This is a genomic window from Actinomyces oris (genome assembly GCF_006546825.1).
In the GTDB taxonomy this organism is placed as follows: domain Bacteria; phylum Actinomycetota; class Actinomycetes; order Actinomycetales; family Actinomycetaceae; genus Actinomyces; species Actinomyces oris.
Map to the genome: position 1 here is coordinate 20,515 of NZ_VICC01000004.1, position 20,515 is coordinate 41,029.

The 20,515-nt window shown below is 70.3% G+C and carries 10 protein-coding genes; 3 read left to right on the forward strand and 7 right to left on the reverse strand.

The genetic code is table 11. The features are described 5' to 3' along the window. Positions 1-16: 16 nt before the first annotated feature. The 7 genes from FK267_RS04380 to FK267_RS04410 all read right to left on the reverse strand — a co-directional run bounded on the left by FK267_RS04380 (position 17) and on the right by FK267_RS04410 (position 16,579). On the reverse strand, positions 17-3,385 hold the full coding sequence (locus tag FK267_RS04380; RefSeq protein WP_141406416.1) for an RDD family protein: 3,369 nt from the start codon (positions 3,383-3,385) through the stop codon (positions 17-19). Next, positions 3,382-5,967, reverse strand: coding sequence for a transglutaminase domain-containing protein (locus tag FK267_RS04385; protein ID WP_141406417.1), 2,586 nt, complete (start codon positions 5,965-5,967; stop codon positions 3,382-3,384). The genes FK267_RS04380 and FK267_RS04385 overlap by 4 nt, the downstream gene beginning before the upstream one ends. Next, positions 5,964-7,343 (reverse strand): DUF58 domain-containing protein, encoded by a 1,380-nt coding sequence (locus FK267_RS04390; RefSeq protein ID WP_070510086.1) that lies wholly within the window; start codon positions 7,341-7,343, stop codon positions 5,964-5,966. Before FK267_RS04390 ends, FK267_RS04385 begins: the two co-directional genes overlap by 4 nt. A 5-nt stretch (positions 7,344-7,348) precedes the next feature. Continuing rightward, entirely contained in the window at positions 7,349-8,314 is a 966-nt protein-coding gene (locus FK267_RS04395) for an AAA family ATPase (RefSeq protein ID WP_003787581.1), read from the reverse strand. A gap of 80 nt (positions 8,315-8,394) precedes the next feature. Beyond that, positions 8,395-14,685, reverse strand: coding sequence for an Ig-like domain-containing protein (locus tag FK267_RS04400; protein WP_141406418.1), 6,291 nt, complete (start codon positions 14,683-14,685; stop codon positions 8,395-8,397). Continuing rightward, entirely contained in the window at positions 14,682-15,122 is a 441-nt protein-coding gene (locus FK267_RS04405; protein ID WP_009407724.1) for an FAD synthase family protein, read from the reverse strand. Before FK267_RS04405 ends, FK267_RS04400 begins: the two co-directional genes overlap by 4 nt. Next, positions 15,122-16,579, reverse strand: a complete 1,458-nt coding sequence (locus tag FK267_RS04410; RefSeq protein ID WP_141406419.1) for a sugar transferase — start codon at positions 16,577-16,579, stop codon at positions 15,122-15,124. Before FK267_RS04410 ends, FK267_RS04405 begins: the two co-directional genes overlap by 1 nt. Before the next feature lie 718 nt (positions 16,580-17,297). Here FK267_RS04410 and FK267_RS04415 point away from each other — a divergent pair. The 3 genes from FK267_RS04415 (at position 17,298) to FK267_RS04425 (ending at position 20,490) form a co-directional block, all read left to right on the forward strand. Next, positions 17,298-18,557 (forward strand): oligosaccharide flippase family protein, encoded by a 1,260-nt coding sequence (locus FK267_RS04415; protein ID WP_141406650.1) that lies wholly within the window; start codon positions 17,298-17,300, stop codon positions 18,555-18,557. A 169-nt stretch (positions 18,558-18,726) separates the two neighbouring features. Continuing rightward, positions 18,727-19,461, forward strand: a complete 735-nt coding sequence (locus FK267_RS04420; RefSeq protein ID WP_070510083.1) for a CDP-alcohol phosphatidyltransferase family protein — start codon at positions 18,727-18,729, stop codon at positions 19,459-19,461. A 123-nt stretch (positions 19,462-19,584) separates the two neighbouring features. Continuing rightward, positions 19,585-20,490 carry a NodZ family protein gene (locus FK267_RS04425; RefSeq protein WP_141406420.1) on the forward strand — a complete coding sequence of 302 codons (906 nt, stop codon included), beginning with the start codon at positions 19,585-19,587 and terminating at the stop codon, positions 20,488-20,490. Positions 20,491-20,515 lie beyond the last annotated feature (25 nt).

A 20,515-nucleotide genomic window follows, 5' to 3' on the forward strand; every position in this document is an offset into this window, starting at 1 on the left:
GGAACCGGTGCGGAACTCAGACGACCTCCACCTTGAAGGCGATGCGGCCGAAGAAGATCGTGCTGCCCTCCAGGGCGGACAGCGCCTTGTCCGGTACGGCCTCGACGGTGCGCCCGTCGCGGTACTCCACCCGCGTCCCGTTGGTGGAGTGCAGGTCGGTGACCCACACCCCGTCCAGCAGCGGGAAGATCGCCGCGTGCGTCTTGGACACCGAGCGCGTGGGATCGTCGAGAGCCACGCGCTCCGCCCCGGGGTAGGCCGAGATGTTGTCGGGGTCGCGTCCCACCACCGTGGGCTCGTGGATGACGATCGGGTTGCCGCCCAGCAGCGGGACGAGACGCACCGACAGGGCCGGGGCGGCAGAGGAGGCCGACGGCAGCGACGGTGTGGCGGTCTGGGCGCTTGTGGCGGGAACCTGGGTGAGCGGGGGCAGAGAGACGCCTGCTGCGGGGGCGGAGGCAGGCGCGGCCGCCTCCGGCATGCTGCCGGCACCGTGCCTGGACGCGCCGGTGTGGGGCTGCGCCGACGCCTGGACGGAGGCGGAGCGCTCGTGACGAGCGGCGCCGGCCTCCGCGGCGGGGGCATCGCTGCGGGACTCGCCGGGGACGGCGCGCTCATCCGCGGGAGAGGGGATACCCGGCCCTGAGAAGCGGTGCGAGGCGTGGGGCCGACGCGCGGAGCTCCCCTCCGCAGCGGCCGTGCTTGCTGCGCTGCCGGCGGAGGTTCGAGCGTGGCTGCGGTGACTGCGCACGGTCGGGTGCGTGTTCCCCTCAGAGGAGGCCGGCACACCACCGGGCACGGTGGCCGGGTTGGTCAGATCCATCGGGGACGCGTGCTGCGCAGGCGCCGAAACCGTCTTCGGCTGCTGCGGCAGGCCGTCGTCGGAGACGATGGCTCCTTCCGGCAGGGAGTCCACCGTGGCGGCATCGACCGAGGTGGGAACCGAGGACCAGGGCACCGAGTCGATGAGGGCCTGCGTGTTGCGGTCTCCTGAGGGCAGGATGCTGGAGGTGTCGAAGGTGTGCGCCACCTCCGGGACGGGGCCTGCTCCGGCAGCGAAGCGCTGCCGATCGGAGGCGAAGAGGCTCTCGCGACGAGGAACGCCGGGCTGTGACACCGACTCTCGCTGATCCTCGGCAGGTGCAGCAGACGAGCCGGAGGTCTTCTTGCCGGTGTGACCGGGCTGAATCCTCCAGCGCTGGGCGTGGGCGTGTCGTGGTTCCATCGTTTGTGATGTTACGGGTTTTGTGGCTTTCGAGCGCGGGACTTGTGGTGTGGAAGTCGCATCGTGCGACGTGGAGGACTCTGTTGCCTCGGAATCAGCAACTGTTTTGGAGGATTCCGCTGAGGGCGTCGTCGCTTCGGACTGCTGCTGATCGGCCGGGTGCTCAGGTGAGGGCGGTGCGTGGGACGAGGGCTTCTCGGCGTCGTCACCCTGACCGTCGGCGGCATCCGTGGACTGAGACGGCGCGTCCTCCACGACGTCGAGCGTAGCGGTTTCGGAATCCGTCTGCGAGGGCTGCTGCGTCGGGGCGTCGTCGGAGTCCGATGATGCGGCCACCGGCGGCTCCTCGGTGTCCGTCTCAGACGGCTCGTCGGACGGTTCCTCGACGTCCGCAGCCGGTTCATCGACCGGTTCCACGGCGTGCTCGTCAACCGCCTCCTCAGCTTCCTCTGCCGATTCTTCGGCCGTCTTTTCGGTCGGTGCTGGGCCGGCCGGCTGTGATGATGCGGCCGGGGCGGCGTCGTCCGCCTCCGGCTCGGTGGCCTCGGCGGGGGCGAGCGGTGCCGGCTCCGTGTCCTGATGAGCCGGGGGAGCGGCGTCCTCCGCGGCCTCGGGTGCGGTTGCGACGGTGTCCTCGTCGGCCGGACCCGTCGAGAGTTTCGATGCTCCCGCCACGGCCGGCAGGGAGTCGGCCCGGGCCGCGGCCATGGCAGCGGATGCCTGAGGGTCCATGGGGGTGGCCGAAGCGACGGCGACGGCCTCGGCGTCGGTGTCCACAATGGCCGGACCGGCCTCCGCCGCCGACTTCGCGGAGGCGGACGATGACACGGTCGCCGCCTTGGTGGCCTTGACGGTGACCTGAGGCGCGGCTGCGATCGTTGCGGCATCCGTGCTCGCGGCCTGGCTGGCGGCGGAGCCTCCTGAGACCACAGGCGCGTAGCCGTCCGAGGAACCGGCCTTCAGGGCGCGACCGGCATGGCGCGCGGGTCGGGCCGGACGGGGCCGACGGATCGAGGAGGAGACCGGATCCGACGTCGTCGGGTGCGCGTTCCTGCCGGAGGAGTCGGTGATGCCGGCCTCGGTGGCGCTCTGGGCGCCCGCGGTGGCGGCCTGCTGGGTCTCCTGTGCCGTCTCCTGGCCGGCCATGGCGCGTGTCGAGCCCGGACGGGGGCCGCGTTTCCTGGGCTTCCTGCCCCGTGCCGTCTTGCCCGCCTTCTTCTCGGTCTTGCGCACGGCTCGCTCGGAGGGCCGAGTGCGGGGGGCGGACTCGCCTGACTTCTCGGTGGCCTGAGTGGACAGTTCCGCGGCGGGTTCCTGGCCCGCGGCGCTGCGCTCGGCGGGGGAGGAGACAGACGCGCGCCTGGCGGCGTCCCAGGCCTCACCGATGTCCTGAGCGGAGGACGTCTCGGGCTCCTCCGGCGCCACGGCACCGGCGTCGGCCCGGGGGCCGAGGGAGGCGGGCTCGGTGACTGGGCGGTGTGCCGACCCGGCCTCTGAGGGAGCAGGTCGTGCGGGACGCCTCGGCCTGCGGGCGTTGAGCAGCGCCATCCCGGAGAGCTTGTCGTGCCAGCCGCGCCCCTCGGGGTCGGCGGCCGCCGTGCGCATGAGCGCGATGGTGCCCAGGCCGAGCGTGGTGATGCTGACGGCCAGGATGAGATCGGCGTGGAGGAACGAGCCCAGTGGTGAGGGGGTCTGGTTGCGGGCCCCCAGCATGCGGATCCTGAGCAGGCGCCCGCCCAGGGACCAGCCGGTGGCGGCGATGGCCAGCCAGCGTGCCCCGACGACCAGACCGAAGGCGATGAGCCCGCTGGTCAGGGCCGGGCGGCCGCCCACCTGCCAAATGACCGTGGTCAGGCCCCCGACCAGAAGCGAACCGATGACGAGGTCGATGACCCCGGCGACCACGCGTGCCCGCACCGGGGCCGGGGGGAGGCGGTGATGCGCAGCTGAGGGCGTGTGCGCGCCGGCCCGGGCCGCGTCGGGCTCCGGGCCCCGGGAGTCGGCCGTCTGCGCTCCGCCGTGCGGATCACCGGGGGCGCTCGGCGCCGTGCCGTACGGACTGACGACGTCGGTGCGCGGCGCGTCATCGGATGGACGGGAGGACGTCGGTCGGCCCGCAGCGGTCGAGGCGCTGCTACGGGCGTCAGCAGTGATCGTCATGACCGCAACCTCCTGGGGCGACGTGACCGCCTGTCGGCGGGATGGACGAGGGAGCGCGGGGACAAACGGGCCCATACCCGTCCCAGGCGCGAGCGGTCCGCCCCCATGCAGCGGACGATCGCATCTGAGGATTCCCACAACTCCCCTAGAGCGTACGATGGCGGCTCCCCGGAGCTGAAGACCTGGGTGTCAACTGCTCCGGCGAATCGAGGCAGATCGACCTGTGGGAAGTGAGGAGCCAGCTGCGCGGCCGCCTCCCTCCGAGTGGCCCCCCACCCGGGGTAGCGCCCCAGGTCGCGGGCCCGGTCAAGGATCTCCTCCCAGGCTCCCAGGGCCTTGCCGACGCCGGTGCGTGCGCGTCGGCGTCGGCGCCGCCAGGCCTTCCACCCCAGGACCGAGCCCACGATCATCGCGATCGCCAGGACGGAGCCTCCGACGGCGATGACCGCCGTCGGCAGACCGCCCTTGTCCTTGTCCTGGGGGTCGTCGCGCTGCGGGTCCTCGTAGTTGGGGGGCAGCTGGGCCGGGTCCTCATTGGGCAGCGGGGGCTGGAGGACGTTGGGCTCGGGGTTGGAGACCTTCTGGGTGGTCTGCTGCTGGGGAACCTGGTCGCGGTCCGGCGTGACGTCGAAGGACACCCAGCCCAGCCCCTCGAAGGGGATCTCCACCCAGGCCTTGACGTCCTCGCCGGTGACGGTCTTGGCGTCGCCGTCGGTGGCCGGGTCGAAGCCCATGACGACGCGGGCCGGGATGTTGAGCGAGCGGCACATGAGCATCATGAGCACCGAGTACTGCTCGTCGTCGCCGATGAGGGAGTCGGCCTCCACCATGGAGGCGATACGGGCGGCCCCGTGCCCGGGCTGGGAGGGGCTCTTGGTGCCGTCGGAGTAGTAGCTCGTGCGCAGGCGCTGCTGAAGCGCCCGGACCTGCGCGATGGGGTTGGACTCGGCCCCGACGATCTCCTTGGCCAGGGAGGCCACCGACGACGGTACCTGCTCGACCGGTCCCAGCGAGGTCTGCGCCAGGGAGGCCTTGTTGAGGGCGGCCTCGGAGGGCGCGGTGTAGGGGGCGACCCGCTCGGTGAGGACGTCACCCGAGGCCAGGCCGCTGGTGGCGATCCCGGTGGAGGAGAACTTGTCGTAGTACATGCCCTCGCGCAGGGCCGACTGACGCGGCCCGGAGGACTCGATGCGGATCGTCTTGGGCATGGTGGGCACCCAGGGGAAGCTGTAGTCCTCGATGGTCAGGGAGGAGGTCTGCTTGCGTCCGTCGAGCCGGTTGGCCGTCAACTGGGTCTTGTCGCCGATGCGCTCGAAGCGCGACTGGCCGTTCTCGTTCTGACCGATGTGGGCCGACAGGCCGTCGTAGGAGTCCAGGGCGGCGATGCGGATGCGTCCGCCCGAGGGCAGGTTGATCGGCTTCATGAGCCGGGTGTGGGCCTTGTCCGTCTCCAGGGTGCGCACCAGGGACAGGGGGCTGGCGTACTCGGTCACGTCCAGCGGCGGCTGGAACAGGTCGCGCACCACCGTCCGGGAGGCGGGGGCGGCAGGGGTGAGGACCATGGCGGCCAGGGAGGTGACCAGCAGCAGCACGGCGGCGATGACCGTTCCGCGCAGGGCCGCCCGCCCCAGGTCCCCGGTGGAGCGGGCGCTCGTGGCGCCCGAGGTGGTCGAGAAGGAGCTCAGGTCCAGGGCCTCGACGACGTGGCTGCGCCGCTGCCGCAGGGAGCCGCAGGTCCACAGGGCCAGGATCCCGACGACGAACAGGACGCCCAGCACGGTGGGGCGCACGGTCTCCTGCCCGCCCCAGCCGATGCCGACGGCGGGCAGGCAGGTCAGGGTCAGGCCGGCCAGGACCTCACGGCCCGCCAGGATGAGGCGGGTCGCCAGCGCCGAGACCACCAGCCCGGTCATCCAGGGCAGCACCGTCATGCCGCTGAAGGAGCTCAGCGGCATCGGCACGGTCAAGGCGTCGCGCCACACGGTGATCGTGGAGCCCAGCACCGTCTTGATCGCCGCGGTCCCGGAGCCGACGTCGGTCAGCAGCCACGGGGCCACCAGGACGTGGACCAGCGCCAGGGCCGCCATGCTCGGCAGCACCGACAGGCGCAGGCGCGAGCAGAGCATGGAGGTCAGGGCGCCGATGAGCGCGCCGTAGCCGACGGCGAGGCAACCCACCACGGAGGCGAAGATCGGCAGGAAGGGGACCGCGCCGATGGCGAGGATCCCGGCCATGAGGACCAGCTCGAGGGCGGCGGCGGCCGGCGTGGGCGGCTTGGCACCGCGCCGGGGAGGCAGGAAGCGGCGGGCGGAGAGCGCCGGCCGGGAGGGACGCGACAGGAGCGGTCCGGCGCCGGTGATCGAGCGGGCCTGACGAGTCGTCTCGTTGCTGTAGAGACTGCGCGTGCGCGACGACGTCGCCGTCGACCAGGAGGAGGGCGACTCGTCCGAGCCTCCGGAGGGTGCGGCGGTGACCTGCGAGGGGGCCTCAGCCGGAGAGGGCGCCCCGGCCGGCGAGGCGCCCGAGATCGGGGAGCCCGCGGTGCGGGGGGATGCGGTGGTGAGGGTTGTCGTGGGGGTCATAGTGCTCGCCTCAGGGCGGTGGGAAGCTGCTCAAGACGGTCCATGTCCACGACCGGCATCGTTCCGGCGTGGTGGCGCGACAGGCCGCGCTGGCCGGCGCGCAGGGCAACGGTCACCATGGGCAGCGGTGCGAAGCCGCGGGCCCGGGCCAGCACGGCGCGGTCGACCTGCTGGCCGGTGACGAGGACGACGATAGAGGCATCGGGGTGCGCCGTGCAGGCGTGTCGCACCAGCAGGTCGCAGCCGTAGTCGTCCTCACCGGTGCTCAGCAGGCAGGACGTGTCCAGCATTCGCAGGGCGGAGGAGGTGGGCAGAGCCCCGATCTGGGTGATGAAGCGGACCTCGCGCCCGTCCTGGATCGCGTCCATGGCCAGTGAGCAGGCGATGGACACCGCGGTCTCGAAGTCCTCCTCGCCGGCGTAGTCGTCCTGACGGGTGGACAGCAGGACGAGCAGGCTGGAGCGGCGGGTCTCCTCGAACTGACGCACCATGAGCCGGCCGGTGCGGGCCGTGGTGCGCCAGTGGACGTTGCGCCGGTCATCGCCGGGGACGTACTCGCGCAGGGCGTGGAAGGCGACGTCGGAGCTGGACAGGTCCTGGGTGACGGCGCCCTCGATGTCTCGCAGGACGCCGTGCAGGACCGTGCCCAGGCGCACGGTGCGCGGGTGGATGTGGATGTGCTGCGGGGTGCTCAGGGAGCGTTCGCGCTGGAGCAGCCCCACCGGGTCTCGCTGGACCGCCAGGACCGGACCGACGGTGACGATGCCGCGGCGCTGCGTGGGCAGGACGAAGCCGCGCTCGTGGACGGCCCCGGGGGTCAGGGTGGGGACGACGAAGACGGCACGCCCCGGCCCCACGGGCATCTCCATGCGCGAGGGCAGCAGCGGCCGGGTACGGGGGTTGGTGACGGTCAGACGGATGAGGGCGTGGTCGCCCACGGTGACGCGGGACTCGAGCAGGTTGTGGTTGACCGAGTAGCCGCGGCGGGGGATGAGCCACAGCCAGGCGCTCACCGCGACGATGCCGACGGCGGCCGCGGCGCTCCACGCCTCCTGCCAGCCCATGACGGCCCCGGTCAGTCCGCAGGCCGCCAGCAGCACCAGGCTGCCCCATCCGATCGGGGTCACGGTGTGCAGCAGCCAGCGCAGCGGTCGCAGCGCCACCGCGGCCGCTGCGGCCAGTCGGGACTGCGAGGGCCTGGCGGTCAGGGCCTCGTTCGTGGAGGTCGACGACGCAGCCGATGCCGCGGGCTGCGCGGAGGCCGGAGCCCCCGAGGAGGTGGGGGCTGCGGCGGAGGAGGCGGATGCGCCGGTCCCGCCCGCCGAGCCCGGACGGGCCTGGAGGGCAGGTTTCTGCGACGTCGTCTGAGGCGTCATACGGCTCAGTCGCGGGTCGTGGGGGCGGGGACCTGGGCCAGCGCGGCGGTGATGACGCCGGAGGCGGTGGCGCCGGTGAACTCGGCGTCGGGGTCCATGACCAGGCGGTGGGCCCACACGACCTCGGCGAGGTCCTTGACGTCGTCGGGCAGGACGTAGCTGCGGCCCTGGGAGGCCGCCCACACCCGGGCGGCCCGGGCCATGCCGATGGCGCCACGGGTGGACACGCCCATGCGGGTCTCGTCGGCTGCACGCGTGGCCTCCACCAGCGCCCCGATGTAGTCCAGCACCGAGTTCTCGATGTGGTTCTCGGCGGCGAGGTCGGCCATGGAGGCCACCACGGAGGAGGCCACGACCGCGGACAGGCTCTTGGAGCGGTCCGGGTGGGCCGAGCTTGACAGGATCCGGGTGAGCGCCTCCCGGTTGGGGTAGCCCACGGAGGTCTTCATGAGGAAGCGGTCGAGCTGGGCCTCGGGCAGGCGGTAGGTGCCGGCCTGCTCGATGGGGTTCTGGGTGGCGATGACCATGAAGGGGCGCTCGGTCGTGTGACGCACGCCGTCGACCGTCACTTGGGACTCCTCCATGACCTCCAGGAGGGCCGACTGGGTCTTGGGGCTGGCCCGGTTGATCTCGTCGGCCAGGACGATGGAGGAGAAGATCGGGCCGGCGTGGAAGTCCCAGGTGCCGGTCTTCTGGTCGTAGATCGTCACGCCCGTGATGTCGCTGGGCAGCAGGTCGGGGGTGAACTGGATGCGAGAGTGCGTCCCCTGCACCGAGGCCGCCAGGGCCCGGGCCAGGGCGGTCTTGCCGGTGCCGGGGGCGTCCTCGAGCAGGAGGTGGCCCTCGGAGAGCATGGTGGTCAGGGCCAGCTTGATTACGTCCTCCTTGTCGAGCAGCGCCTGACCGACGTTGTTGACAATGGTGGAGAAGGCGTCAGCGAACCATGTCGCGTTCTCGGGAGTCATCGGCATGGAATCAATGATCCTTCGGGTGGAGAGAGGTGGGTGTGTGACTTGTTGCGTACTGGGCATCGATCCGGTTAATGAACCGGTTACTGCTGGGTACAGGTGATGGTCTGGTCCCAGTTCGGTGTCCGGTGGGGGAACTTGTGCCGGGCGTATCCGTTCTTATCGAGGGCGATCTCCTCCTCGTTCCAGGCGGGCTGCCAGTTCCAGGTGTCCCAGTACCAGTAGCCGCAGGACACGGTGCTGTTGGGGTTGCCGGTGATGTCAAAGACCATCTGGTAGCAGGTGCCCCAGGGGCCGAAGGGGTGGCACCTCTGCGTGTAGTCCACGTAGAACTTCTGCTCGGTGCCGACCGGGTAGGCCTGCTTCTTGTCATCGTCATCGTCGTCGTCATCGTTGTCGTGCTTGGACGGCCGGGTGACGGTGTCGCAGCCCCACTCGGAGGTGCCGGCGTTGGTCCTGGCCCGCACGCACCAGGTGAGCGACTCGCCGCGCTTGAGCTTGCCGTCATAGGTGTCACCGATCTCGATGTCCTCGACGGACTTGCCGCCGTCGTCGGTCTGCTCGTACTCGGCGCTGGCGCCGTTGTTGGCACCGGGGCTCCAGGAGCAGGAGACCTTCTTCTGCTTCTTGCCGGTGAGCTCGCAGCTGACCGAGGGGGCCGACGGCGGACCGTAGGGCGCCACCGGTGAGGAGGCGACGACATCGGAGTACTGCCCGCCGCCGTTGGCGCGGGCGTAGACGGTGTAGGCCTGCCCGTCGTTCAGTCCCCGGATGGTCGAGGAGCTGGTCCAGGTGACCTGGTTCACGGAGTACTCCACCGTCAGCTCGCCCACGCTCCAGCCGTTGCCGGCCCGGGGCGAGGAGCTCACGGACAGCTCGCCGCTGTTGCCGGTGGCCTTGACGGCGGGGGTCGACGGCGTCAGCGGGGTCGGCTTGTAGGTGTAGCTGGCCTGGCCCGAGGTCTTGGAGCCGTGACCGTTGTCGGCCTCGACCCAGAAGGTCCAGGTTCCGCGCGAGACCGAGACCGTGGTGGAGGTGGCCCCTCCCACGTTCTTGGAGTCGCTGGTGTGCCCGTTGGAGTAGTGCAGCGTGTAGCTCACGGGGCTGCCGTTGCCGTTGGCGGCCTGCCAGCCGATGGTGACCGTGTCCCCGTTGGGGGTGATGACAGGGGTCCCGGGGGTGCCGGGTTCGCCGTAGGGCGTCACCGAGTTGGACGGGGAGGACCACTCCGAGACCGTCCCCTGGCTGGACCTGGCGCGCACCTGAGCGGTGTAGGCGCGTCCCGGGGAGACGTCGAAGGAGGCCGAGTCCCCGGAGATGCCCGACTGCACGGTGCCGTCGGACAGGCGCACGTCATAGGTCGCCGTGCCCCCGAAGGGGTCGTCCACTTGGGTCCAGGCGGCGGTGACCTTGCCCGAGCCGGCCGTCAGCGTGGGCGCGGCCGGGGTCTTGGCGGTGGCGTTGTGCTGGTAGGACACCGTCGCGGCCTCGGAGTCGCCGTACTTGTTGGTGGACACGACCTGGATGCTGTAGCTCTGACCGGGCGCCAGGCCACTGATGAGGCAGTTCGAGGTCGAGCAGGACTGCTCGGAGCCGTTGACACTGACCTTGTAGCCGGTGATGGGGGAGCCGTTGGCGGAGCCGTCGGTCCAGGACACGCGCGCCGAGTCGGCGTCCACGGGGGTCACGCTCAACCCGGAGGGGGCTGCGGGCGCCACCCCACCGACCTGGACGGTGATGGTGCCGGTGACGGCCCGGGACTCCGAGCCGGTGGAGTCCAGCACCTTGTACTGCGCGGTGATGGTGCCGTGGAACCCGTTGTTGGGCGTGATCGTCACGGTCGTTCCCGAGGCGCTGATCGAGCCCTGGCCGGAGGTGATCGTCGGGGTGCCGGACAGGGTGATCGGCTTGTCCGGGAAGGGGTTGCTCACCGCCTTGGACACGTCGGTGCTGACCGCCTCGCCGTTGCGGGACTCCAGGTTGATCGGGGCCGTGGTCATGAGGGGCTTGTTGGAGGCGCTGACCCGCACGGGCAGGGAGGCGCTCACCGGCGGGTTGACGCCGTCGGAGACCGTGATCGGGATGGAGCCTGTGGTGCCCTCGGCGGTCTTGTCGGAGGCCTTGACCGACAGTGTCGAGCCGCTCAGGGAGATCTCGAATCCCGCGGGGGCGGGACCGGCCTGGAAGGAGAGCTTGTCATTCGGGTCGGGGTCGGTGGCCATGGCCGCCAGGTTGGCTGTCACGGCCCCCTCGCCAGGGGCCACCGTCATCTCGGTGGGGGTGAAGGTCGGCGGCCGGTTCGTCGAGGATTCCACGATGATCGGCAGCGTGAGCGTCGCGCTCAGGGCGTCGGAGCCGGTGCCGTCGGCCACGGTGAAGGTCACCGAGGTCTGCCCGGTGAAGCCCGAGTCGGGGGTGAAGGACAGCGCCGACCCGCCCGAGGCGACCTTGGCGTCCTTGGTGCCCTTGGCCATGTGGATGGAGGAGGTGTCCGTGATGACGGGCTTGGTGCCCTCCCGGGTGAGGATGTAGGAGGACAGGTTGATGTCCGTGGTCTTGTCCGCAAGCACTCGGGCGGGCACGGCCGAGGGGTTGATGCGGGGCCGCAGGGCCGAGCGGGCCGGCACCACGACGACGGCGTGGCCGGTCAGCCCGTCGGCGTCGGTGATCGTGTAGAGCACGAGCCGCTGGGTCTCGCCCACCGTCAGGCTCAGCGAGTCCTTGCCCACCTCGACGTCGGGGTCGGAGGAGGACAGCTTGAGGTCCCACGGCGAGCCGTCGGTGTCCTTGTCGTTGTCCAGGACCGGGACGGTGACCTTGCCGTTGGCGTCGACCTGGTCGACGGTGACGTAGTCGTCCACGCCCACCGGGTTGGCCAGGGGGGCGTTGCTCGAGACCTGGACGGTGACGGTGCCGGTGTCGGTGCCGCCGCGTCCATCGGAGACGGTGTAGGTGACCGAGTGGTTGCCCTCCTTCTCGGGCAGGTCGAGCACCAGGCGGCCGGCGCGGGTGGACACGCCCAGGGAGGGGTCGCTGGAGGCCGGGTCGCCCTCCAGGGACAGGCTGTCGCCGTCGGTGTCCAGGTCGTTGGACAGCACGTCCACGGCCACGGTGCGCCCGGGCTTGGCCACGACCAGGTCGTCAGTGGCCACCGGGGCCACGTTGAGCGGTGAGGCCTGGGCCACGCCCACTCGGACCGTACCGGTGGCCTGGGCCCCGAAGCGGTCCTCGACGACGTAGGTGAAGGTGTCGGTACCGGTGGCCCCCTCGGAGGGCGTGTAGGTCAGCCACGAGGAGTTGATCTCCACCGAGCCCAAGGAGGGGGCCTGGTTGAGGCCCACGAGGCTCACCGAGTCGCCGTCGGGGTCGATGCCGTCCAGCGGCACGGTGATGTTCGTGGTCGAGCCGGCCAGGGTGCGGGCCTCCAGGTTGCGCGGTGAGGGCGCGGAGTTGTGCTCGGCGTCCTGGGCGCGCACCTCCACCGTCAGAACGCCCGAGGCGGTCTGGCCCTGGTCATCCTTGGCCGTGTAGGCGTAGGAAGTGCGGCCGGGCTGGTTGCCGGCGCGGAAGCGCACGGTGTTCTCGCTGACCCAGGCGGTGCCCAGCTCGTCGCCCACCAGGCTGACCTGGGAGTCCACCGACAGGTTGAGACCGGCGGGGGAGGAGTCGTTGTCCAGGACGGAGGCGGTGACGACGTCGCCGGCTCGCACGACGGCGGTGTCGTTGGTGACCACCGGTGGCTGAGGCTGGGACTGGGTCACCGGGACGATGGCGACCTTCCCGGTGGCGCTGGAGGTGCCGTTGGTGACCGTGTACTCCACCGTCAGGTTGGCCGGCACGGTGCTGGCCGCACTGATCTGCAGCAGGGAGTGATCCACGACCGTGACAGTGACCCCGGAGTCCGGCGGGGCCTTGACCGACTGCAGGACCAGGATCCCCCCGGAGGGGTCGAAGTCGTTGGTGAGCGGGGCGATGGTCGTCGAGCCGCCGTTGCGCAGCAGGGCGGTGTCGTTCTCGACCTCGGGAGGCACGGTGGCGTCGGCCTTGGGCGTGACGTCCACACGCACGATGCCCTGAGCCGTGTTGGCCCCGTCCATGACGTCGTAGGTGAGGTAGTAGGTCTGGGCCTGGGCATTGGCCTCGGTGGAGAAGGTGAAGACACCGGCCTGCTGGTCGACGCTGATCGAGGTCCCGGCCGGGGCCTCCTGCACCGCGGCCAGGCGCAGGGTCCCCCCGGAGGGGGAGGTGTCGTTGTCCAGGGGCGAGACGACGGCCTTGGAGCCGGCGACGACGCGCACGTGGTCGGCATTGGCGATCGGCTTGGCCGACTGGGCCGGCTGCACGTCGACCTTGACCACGCCGGAGGTGGTCTCCCGGCCGTCGGAGACGGTGACGGTCAGGTCGCGAGTGCCGGTGCCGGCACCCAGCTCGCGCACCGTGACGGTGCCCTCGTTGGAGACCTTGGTGTCCAGGCCCTCGCCCTGGGCGGAGACCAGGTACAGGTCGTCCCCGTCCGGGTCCAGCCAGTGGCCCAGCACGTCCAGGGAGCCGGAGGCCTTCTCGGCGACGGTCAGGGTGGGGGTGGTGATCTGCTTCGGGGCGCCGTTGACGTCCCAGCCGTGGACGTCAACGGTGGCGACGGCGGAGTCGCTCATGCCGCGGCCGTCGTCGGCCGTGTAGGGCACGGAGAAGCTGCCGGAGGCGTTGTCCGGAACGTCCATGCGCAGAGCCAGTCCGCCCTGGGCCTTGGTGGCCTTGAGCGAGCCTCCGTTGTCCTGGGGGGTGGCGGTGAGGACGTCGCCGTCAGGATCGGAGTCGTTGGCCAGCACCGGCAGGAGCGCGGAACGGCCCGGGCGCACGCCGAAGCTGTCATCGGCCGCCTTGGGGGCGTGGTTCTCCTCGGTACGCTCCGGCGGGGTCTGGGAGTCCGAGGTGTTGGCCGAGTCGTCCTTCTGGTCGGCGTTGTCGTCGGTCTGGGCGGTCTTGTCCGTCCAGTCGTCGATGAGGACGAGGTCCTCGTTGGGCAGCCACACCGAGCCCGTGTCCAGGTCGTTGAGCACGATGGCGTCGCGGTTGACCCGGAAGACCGGGGCGGAGGAGGCGGCGAGCTTGTCGTCGTGGGCGGTGTCGGTGCCGCCGCCGAACAGCCCCGAGCAGCTGCGCACGAACTGGCCCGAGCCGGACCAGGCCGCGTAGACGCACTTGCCCAGGCGCACCGGCTGAGCGGGCACGCCCTCGGGGGCGGAGCCCTCCTTGGCCGACGGCGTCCTGGTGACCTTGCCCCCGTCCATGGGGACGGAGATGAGCTCGTTGCGGGAGGCGACCAGGACCGAGTCGGCATCGGGGCCGGGCTGCTGGAGCACCAGACCGGAGGTCCCCAGGCTGACGGACTTGCCCTCGGGCAGGTGGAGGATGCCGGTGCCGCGCTCCAGGACCACGGGCTGGTCACCGACGGCGGTGATCGCCAGATCGGTGCCGGCGGTCAGCTTCAGGGAGGTGTTCGTGGCCTCCTTCCAGCCCTTGTCGCTGGTCTCCAGGGAGACCAGCGACTTGCTGGTGGCCGAGACGGCGTGGATGGCACCGTCCTTGCCGATGGCGGCCACGACGTCGGGCATGCCGGTGACCACGGGGGCGGCCGCGGTCAGGGAGCCGGCCTCCTTGGCCTTGGCGGCGCGGATGGTGCCCTGGACCTTGTCGACCGCCATGACCCGGTCCCCGCCCTGGGCGATGGTCACGCCCTTGGTGAGCTGGGTGCGCCCGGAGAAGGCGACCTGGGAGGGGTCGACCGAGGAGACGGAGGCGTCGCCGGAGTCGGGGACCAGGACGTCCTCGGCGTTCTGGGTGACGTCGAAGGAGGACGAGGAGGTGCGGATCGCGCCGTCGACCTCGCGGGAGGGATAGTTGAGGCGGGCCACCAGGTGCTTGGAGGTGGAGGTGACCCACACGCCGCCGTCATTGAGGTGCAGGTCGGCCTGGGCCACGCCCTCGTGGAGCCAGGCGGCCGTTCCCAGGGCGGTGACGCAGACGACGGCGGCCAGGGTCGACAGGCGCTTGCGCAGCCGCACGCGCTGGGCGCGCGACTGGGGGATGCGGAAGGTCGCGGCCAGTCGGGAGGTGGTGGTGCCGGAGGTCAGACCCGAGTCGACGTCCTGAACGTCGTCGGACCGGGAGGCCTTGCTGCGCCGCCGGGGGCGCAGGGCGCCGACGGCACGGGCGAGCAGACCGGGACGGTCCGCGGCGGACGGTTCGGTCTGAGCGGTGCCGGAGTCGGATCGGTTGCTTCCGCCGTCACCGGCACCGGAGGTGGCTGCGGCGGAGTCGATGCTGCTCGACGGGGTGTCGGGCGTCTCGAAGTCGTTACGTGAAGTGGTCACTTGGCCCCTTGGGGACTACGGGATGCGACCTCCTGGACGAGGGTGCGTCGCAGCATCGTCGAGGAGGTGGTGGGTGTGTAGGGCAGGTAGATCACCGAGGCCCCGACCTCGGCCATCTCGGCCTCCAGACGGCGGCCCTTGTCGGTCCCCTCCCAGTCGGTGCCCTTGAACAGCACGTCGAAGGGGGAACGCTTCCAGGCCAGACGCTTGTCCTGGTCATAGTCGGGGACCACGGAGTCCACCATGCGCAGGGCGGCCACCATGGCCATGCGCTCGGCCAGGGGCACGATGGGGCCGCGCCCCTTCATCCGCTCCAGCGACTCGTCGGTTGCGACCCCCGCGATGAGGTGGTCGCAGCGCTTGGCCGCCTCGGTGAGGATGTTGAGGTGCCCCACGTGCAGCATGTCGAAGCCGCCGGGGACGTAGCCGGTAATCATCAGTAGGCTCCCTTTCCGCCGATGACCGCGCGCAGCGTTCCGGCGAAGATCTTCGCGTCCAGGGCTCCGCCCCGGTTCTCCACGTAGTGACGGTCCAGGGCCACGGTCGAGGCCCAGGACAGGTCCGAGCGTCCGGAGATCTGCCACAGGCCGGTCAGCCCGGGCTTGACCAGGAGACGACGCAGCGCCTCGGCGTCGTACTTGGCGACCTCGACGGGAAGTGCGGGGCGGGGCCCCACCAGGCTCATGTCCCCGCGCACGACGTTGATGAGCTGGGGGAGCTCGTCAATCGACAGGCGGCGGATCCAGCGGCCCACACGGGTGATGCGCGGGTCCTGACGGTCCTTGAACATGACCTCGTTGCCGGCGTCGCCACCGGCCTTGACCACCGAGGCGCGGCGCGCGTCGGAGTCGATGTACATGGAGCGGAACTTCCACATGGTGAAGGGCTTGCCGTCCTGGCCCACACGGGTCTGGGTGTAGAAGACTGGACCGGGGGAGTCGATGCGGATGGCGAGCGCGGTGGCCGCCAGCAGCGGCGAGATGAGGGCCAGCCCGATGGCGCCGGCGAGCCGGTCGAACAGGGCCTTGCCCGCGGCGCGGGTGCGGCGGGTCTTGACGGCGATGAGACCGGTCCAGCCGTGCGTGACGGTCAGGGCCCGCATGCGCCCGGGCACGACGTCCTGCAGCCCCGGGGCGACGACGAGGCGCACCTGGGTGCCCTCCAGGCCGCGCATGAGGGTGACCAGGTCCTCGGGGATGACCGAGCCGACCGTCATGACGGCGTCGATGCGCTCGGCGTGCAGGGTCTGGGCGATGTGCTGGGGGCTGCGCACGGGCTCAGCGGAGTGGAAGGCCCGGTCCTGCCCGGAGGACAGGTAGCCCACGATGAGGAAGCCGTCCATGGGGTGGCGGCGCAGCTGGGTGAGCATGGGCTGGGAGCCCGAGCCCATGACGATGAGGGTGCGACGCAGGGCGTGCCCCTCGAGGCGGCGGCGACGCAGCCACCCGGCCTCGATGGAACGTCCGGTGACGGCCAGGAGGAGCTGGGCCGCCAGAGTGGCCAGGAGGGTGGTCCGGGCGACTCCGGACAGGTCGGCCAGCAGCAGGGCCACCGGGACGCTCACGGCGGCCGCGGCGACGAAGCGGCCCGTACCAGGGCCGGCCTGCTCGACGGCGTCGATACCGAGAGCTCCCAGGAACCAGGCGACGAGCACCATCGTGATGCCCACGGTGGTCGCGGACCAGACCAGTGGCAGGTGGCCGCCCAGGAGGGCGAGCCAGAAGGGGACGGCGACGGCGAAGAGGTCGGACAGGACGAGCCAGATGACGAGGTCATGGCGCGTGCGTGCCCAAGGACTGCGCGGAGCGGTGGGGCAGGTGGCGTCGGCTGCTGCTGCTGTCGAGGGACGCCGGTGCTGCTCGCGCTGGGGCAGTGTCAGGGTCGAACTAGACAAGGTGGACTCCGCAGGGATGATCGTGGGTGGGCAATAACTGGTCGGCTAGTGCTGACGGGACGTCGCGAACAGCAGCGTTTTAGAATGCTACTAAGTCTTGCGGACGTTATTTGTGGGAAGTGGCCAAGATCGCAGGGGCAAGTTGAGGAGTCGAGAGGTTTCTGAGGTGTCTGTATGTTACAGGTGCGCAACGATATGGAGGCGTCAATGCACCTCTGAGAAACCTTTCAGAGTTCTTCCAGTGGGCGGCGTTGTTGCAGGTCAGGGCCGGTTTGCTGGGTTTGTGCCAAGGGGGGTGGGTGGGGGACTGCCTATGTCACAAGACGATAAACAAAAGATACCAGGTCGCCGGTCCTGATGCGTCTACTCTCGTGCCTGTCTTCGGGCGTCTTTCCGATGCCGGATTGTGACCTTCCTACAACATCAGGAGTGCTACGTGACCCAGTCGAGTTCTTCGGCGTCTGAGTCGGCTTCCGAGCCGACCGAGGTGCGGGCGGTGGGCGGCGCCGCCCCGGCGGGTGCCGTTGAGTGTGGGCGACCTGCCGATAGCTCAGTCGCCGCAAGCCTCTCGGCGGTTGAGGTGAGTGATGGGGTCGTCCCGTCGCGGGCCTCGCGCCCTTCGCCGCTGCGACGGCTCGGCGGGATCCTCAAACGGGGGTCGTCGTCAGGCGCCAGCTGGTCGTCTGTGGGAACCACAGCCGTGGCCAAAGTGGTGGTCATGGGGGTGTCCGGCGTCTTCGGGCTGGTCAACACCAGCCTCATCATCAGGCACTTCGGGGCCGATGCCTTCGCCCAGTACGGCCTGCTGGCCACCTTCCCCACCCTCATGCCCTTCACCGACCTGGGGATCGGCGCGGTCATCCTCAACACGGTGGCGAGCTCGAACGACCCGGCCCACGACTCGACCGTGCGGCGCACGATCACCACCGCCGTCCGGGTGCTGCTCGGCTCCGCCCTGGTCATCAGCACCGTCGGCGTCGTCATCCTGCTGCTGGGCGCCTGGCCCGGGCTGCTGGGGGGCAAGCTCATGGAGGGCGGCGGACTCACCGCCACCGTCTGCCTCATCATCTACGCCGCGGCCCTGCCACTGTCCGTGGGGCAGCGGGTCATCATCGGGCTGGGGCGCTCGACCACCCAGGTCATCAGTCAGGGGGTCGTCTCCCCGGCCATGTCCTGCTTCCTGCTGCTGGCCATCGTCACCGGGCTGGGGCGCGGCAACGCCGTGTCCATCTACTCCTACATCGCCAACGCCCTGGTGTCGGTCATCTGCATCGTCGTCGCCTGGCGCGCCACCCGCCCCCTGTTCAAGGGTGCCCTGAGGGACGTGCCGCGGCTGCGCAGTGTGCGCGGTGTGCGCATCGTCAACACCGCGGGCCCCCAGCTGCTGCAGTCCCTGGCCATCCCGATCGCCTTCCAGACCGACCGCCTCCTCCTGTCCCACCTGGGGCAGTCTCAGGCCCTGGCCGAGTACAACCTGGCCAACAACCTGTTCAACATGCTCACCCAGACTGTCATGGCGGCCGGCGTCGCCATGTGGCCCATGTTCGCCAGGGCCCGGGCCGACAAGCGCGTCGAGAGCCCCTTCAAGCCGGCCATCGCCTTCAGCGGGGGCGGTCTCCTCCTGGCCCTGGCCCTGGTGGCCATCACCCCCTGGGCCGCCCGAGTCATGTCCCACGGCAAGATCGTCCTGCCGGCCGCGCTCGTGTGGGCCTTCGCCGCCTACGTCGCCGTCGAGGCCGGCAAGCAGCCGCTGGGCATGTACATGACCGACCCGCGCGGCCTGCAGTTCCAGGTCATTCCGGTGCTCATCCTGGTGCCGATGAATCTCGCCATCTCCTGGGTCCTCATTGGGCCCTTCGACGCCGCCGGGCCTATCCTTGGCTCGGTGATCTCGGTGGTCCTGTGCCAGATCCTCCCGTATGCCTGGTGGGTGCGCCAGGACGTGGCCAGGCGTCGTCGAGAGCTGGCCCAGCAGTGAGTCCCTCCTCGTCGGCCGCCGGTGCTGAGCCGGCTCGCGCAGCCCGGGAGTCGACGCCGCGCCCCTACGCCCGACCACTGCCCGACATCCCCCGACTCCCTCATCTCGCCGTTCCTCATCTGTCCAACACCCGGCCCGGTTCCTCGGGCCCCGCTCAAGGAGAAGCCTCATGAGCTCCCCTGCTGGTTCCCCCACCATTGCCGAGAACATCAGGGCCCTGTCCCGGGCTCAGAAGTCCAAGGCCGGTGCCCCCCTCTACTCCCGCATCATCAACCGCCCCGCGGGCCGGGTCCTGGCCGCGATCGCCCACCGGCTGGGCGCGACCCCGGACCAGGTGACGGTCCTGTCGGCACTGTGCACCTACAGCGGCATCGCGCTCATCGCCCTGTGGCGTCCCACAGTCGTGTCCGCCGTGGCGACCGCCCTGCTGCTCATGTTCGGATACGCCCTCGACGCCGCTGACGGACAGCTGGCAAGATTGCGTCACGGTGGTTCCAAAGCCGGTGAATGGCTCGATCACGTTGCCGACGTCATCAAGCTCTCGACAATTCACGGGGCCATTGCGATCTCGCTGTTCCGTTTTGCAGAACTACCTCCCTCGGTTCTGCTTATTCCGCTGGCTTTCGGAGCGGTTCAGAATATTCACTTCTTCAGCTACATCCTGACGTATCAGCTGCGTTATCACGGTGGGACGCCTTTGGCTAAGGATGAATCCCGACCGGGCATTCTCAAGTCGGTTCTGTCGGCCCCCACGGACTACGGGCTCATGTGCTTCGTGCTCATGACCCGCTTCGCGCCCACGGTCTTCCTGTGGGTGTACGGCATCATGCTCCTGGGCTACGCGGGCTACGTGGCGCTGGCTCTGCCCAAGTGGTACCGCGACCTGCGCAACGACCTCCAGTAGGCCCTCGTCGTCGGCCCTCATCGGGCATGGGGAGGCCGACCCGTGACGGGCTGCGGCGAACCGATCACCGGCACTCCCGCTGAGATCTCCATCTATTCCCCCTCATATCTGTTAAGGAATCTTATGGCTCTGCTAACCGGGCGCAAGGCGCTACTGGTCTATACGGGACGCAAGGACGGGTTGGGCAACCGTGTGCGTGCGCTGCTGTCCGCCCAGGAGCTCGCTCGGGTCGAGGACCGCGACCTCTACTACGTGTGGAGCACCGATGAGTACTTCGGCCCCCGGATGGATGAGCTCTGGCGATTCGAAGGGGGCAGTGCCGTATCGCGCCTGACCTCCCGGGCGCTCCTGCCCGTGGCCCGGTACCGCCAGCCCAAGGGGGTTCAGATCACTTCCGATCTGCGCCGCCGCCACCTGTGGCAGATCCACTCCCACGGCCTGCCCGTCACCTGGGAGGACCCGGCTTGGAAGGGGGGCGCCGCGGAGGGGACGGCGCCCGCCGGGCCGCGCCCCTGGACCGAGCGGCTGCGCGAACTCACCCCGGTTGACGAGATCGCCGATGAGGTCCGCTCCCTCTACGACGCCCACCTGCGGGGACGCCCCTACGTCGGCATCCAGGTACGCACCCACGCGGTCTCCCACGCCAAGACCATCGAGTCCTCACCGGTGGAGTGGTTCGCCGACCGGATGCGCCAGATCCGCGCCGACCACCCCGACGTCCCCTTCTTCCTGTCCTGCGACACCCCCGAGGCCCAGAATCAGCTGGCCGGGGAGTTCGACGGCTGCGTCTTCCTGACGGACAAAGGTGGTTACAACACCGTCAAAGGCGTGCGCTCGGGCCTGGTCGACCTCTACCTGCTGGCCAGCTCCCAGCACCTCATCGGGGCCTCCTTCTCCAGCTTCGTGGAGATGGCCGTCTTCCTGTGCGACGGCGTTGTCCCCTTCGAGCGGCCCGACCAACCCCTTGACGGCGAGTTCAGCCTTTCCCTGGGGCTGGCCGAGGACCCGCTGCGCCCCGCCCAGCGCTGACGGCCCACAGGTTGGTCAGCCGGCA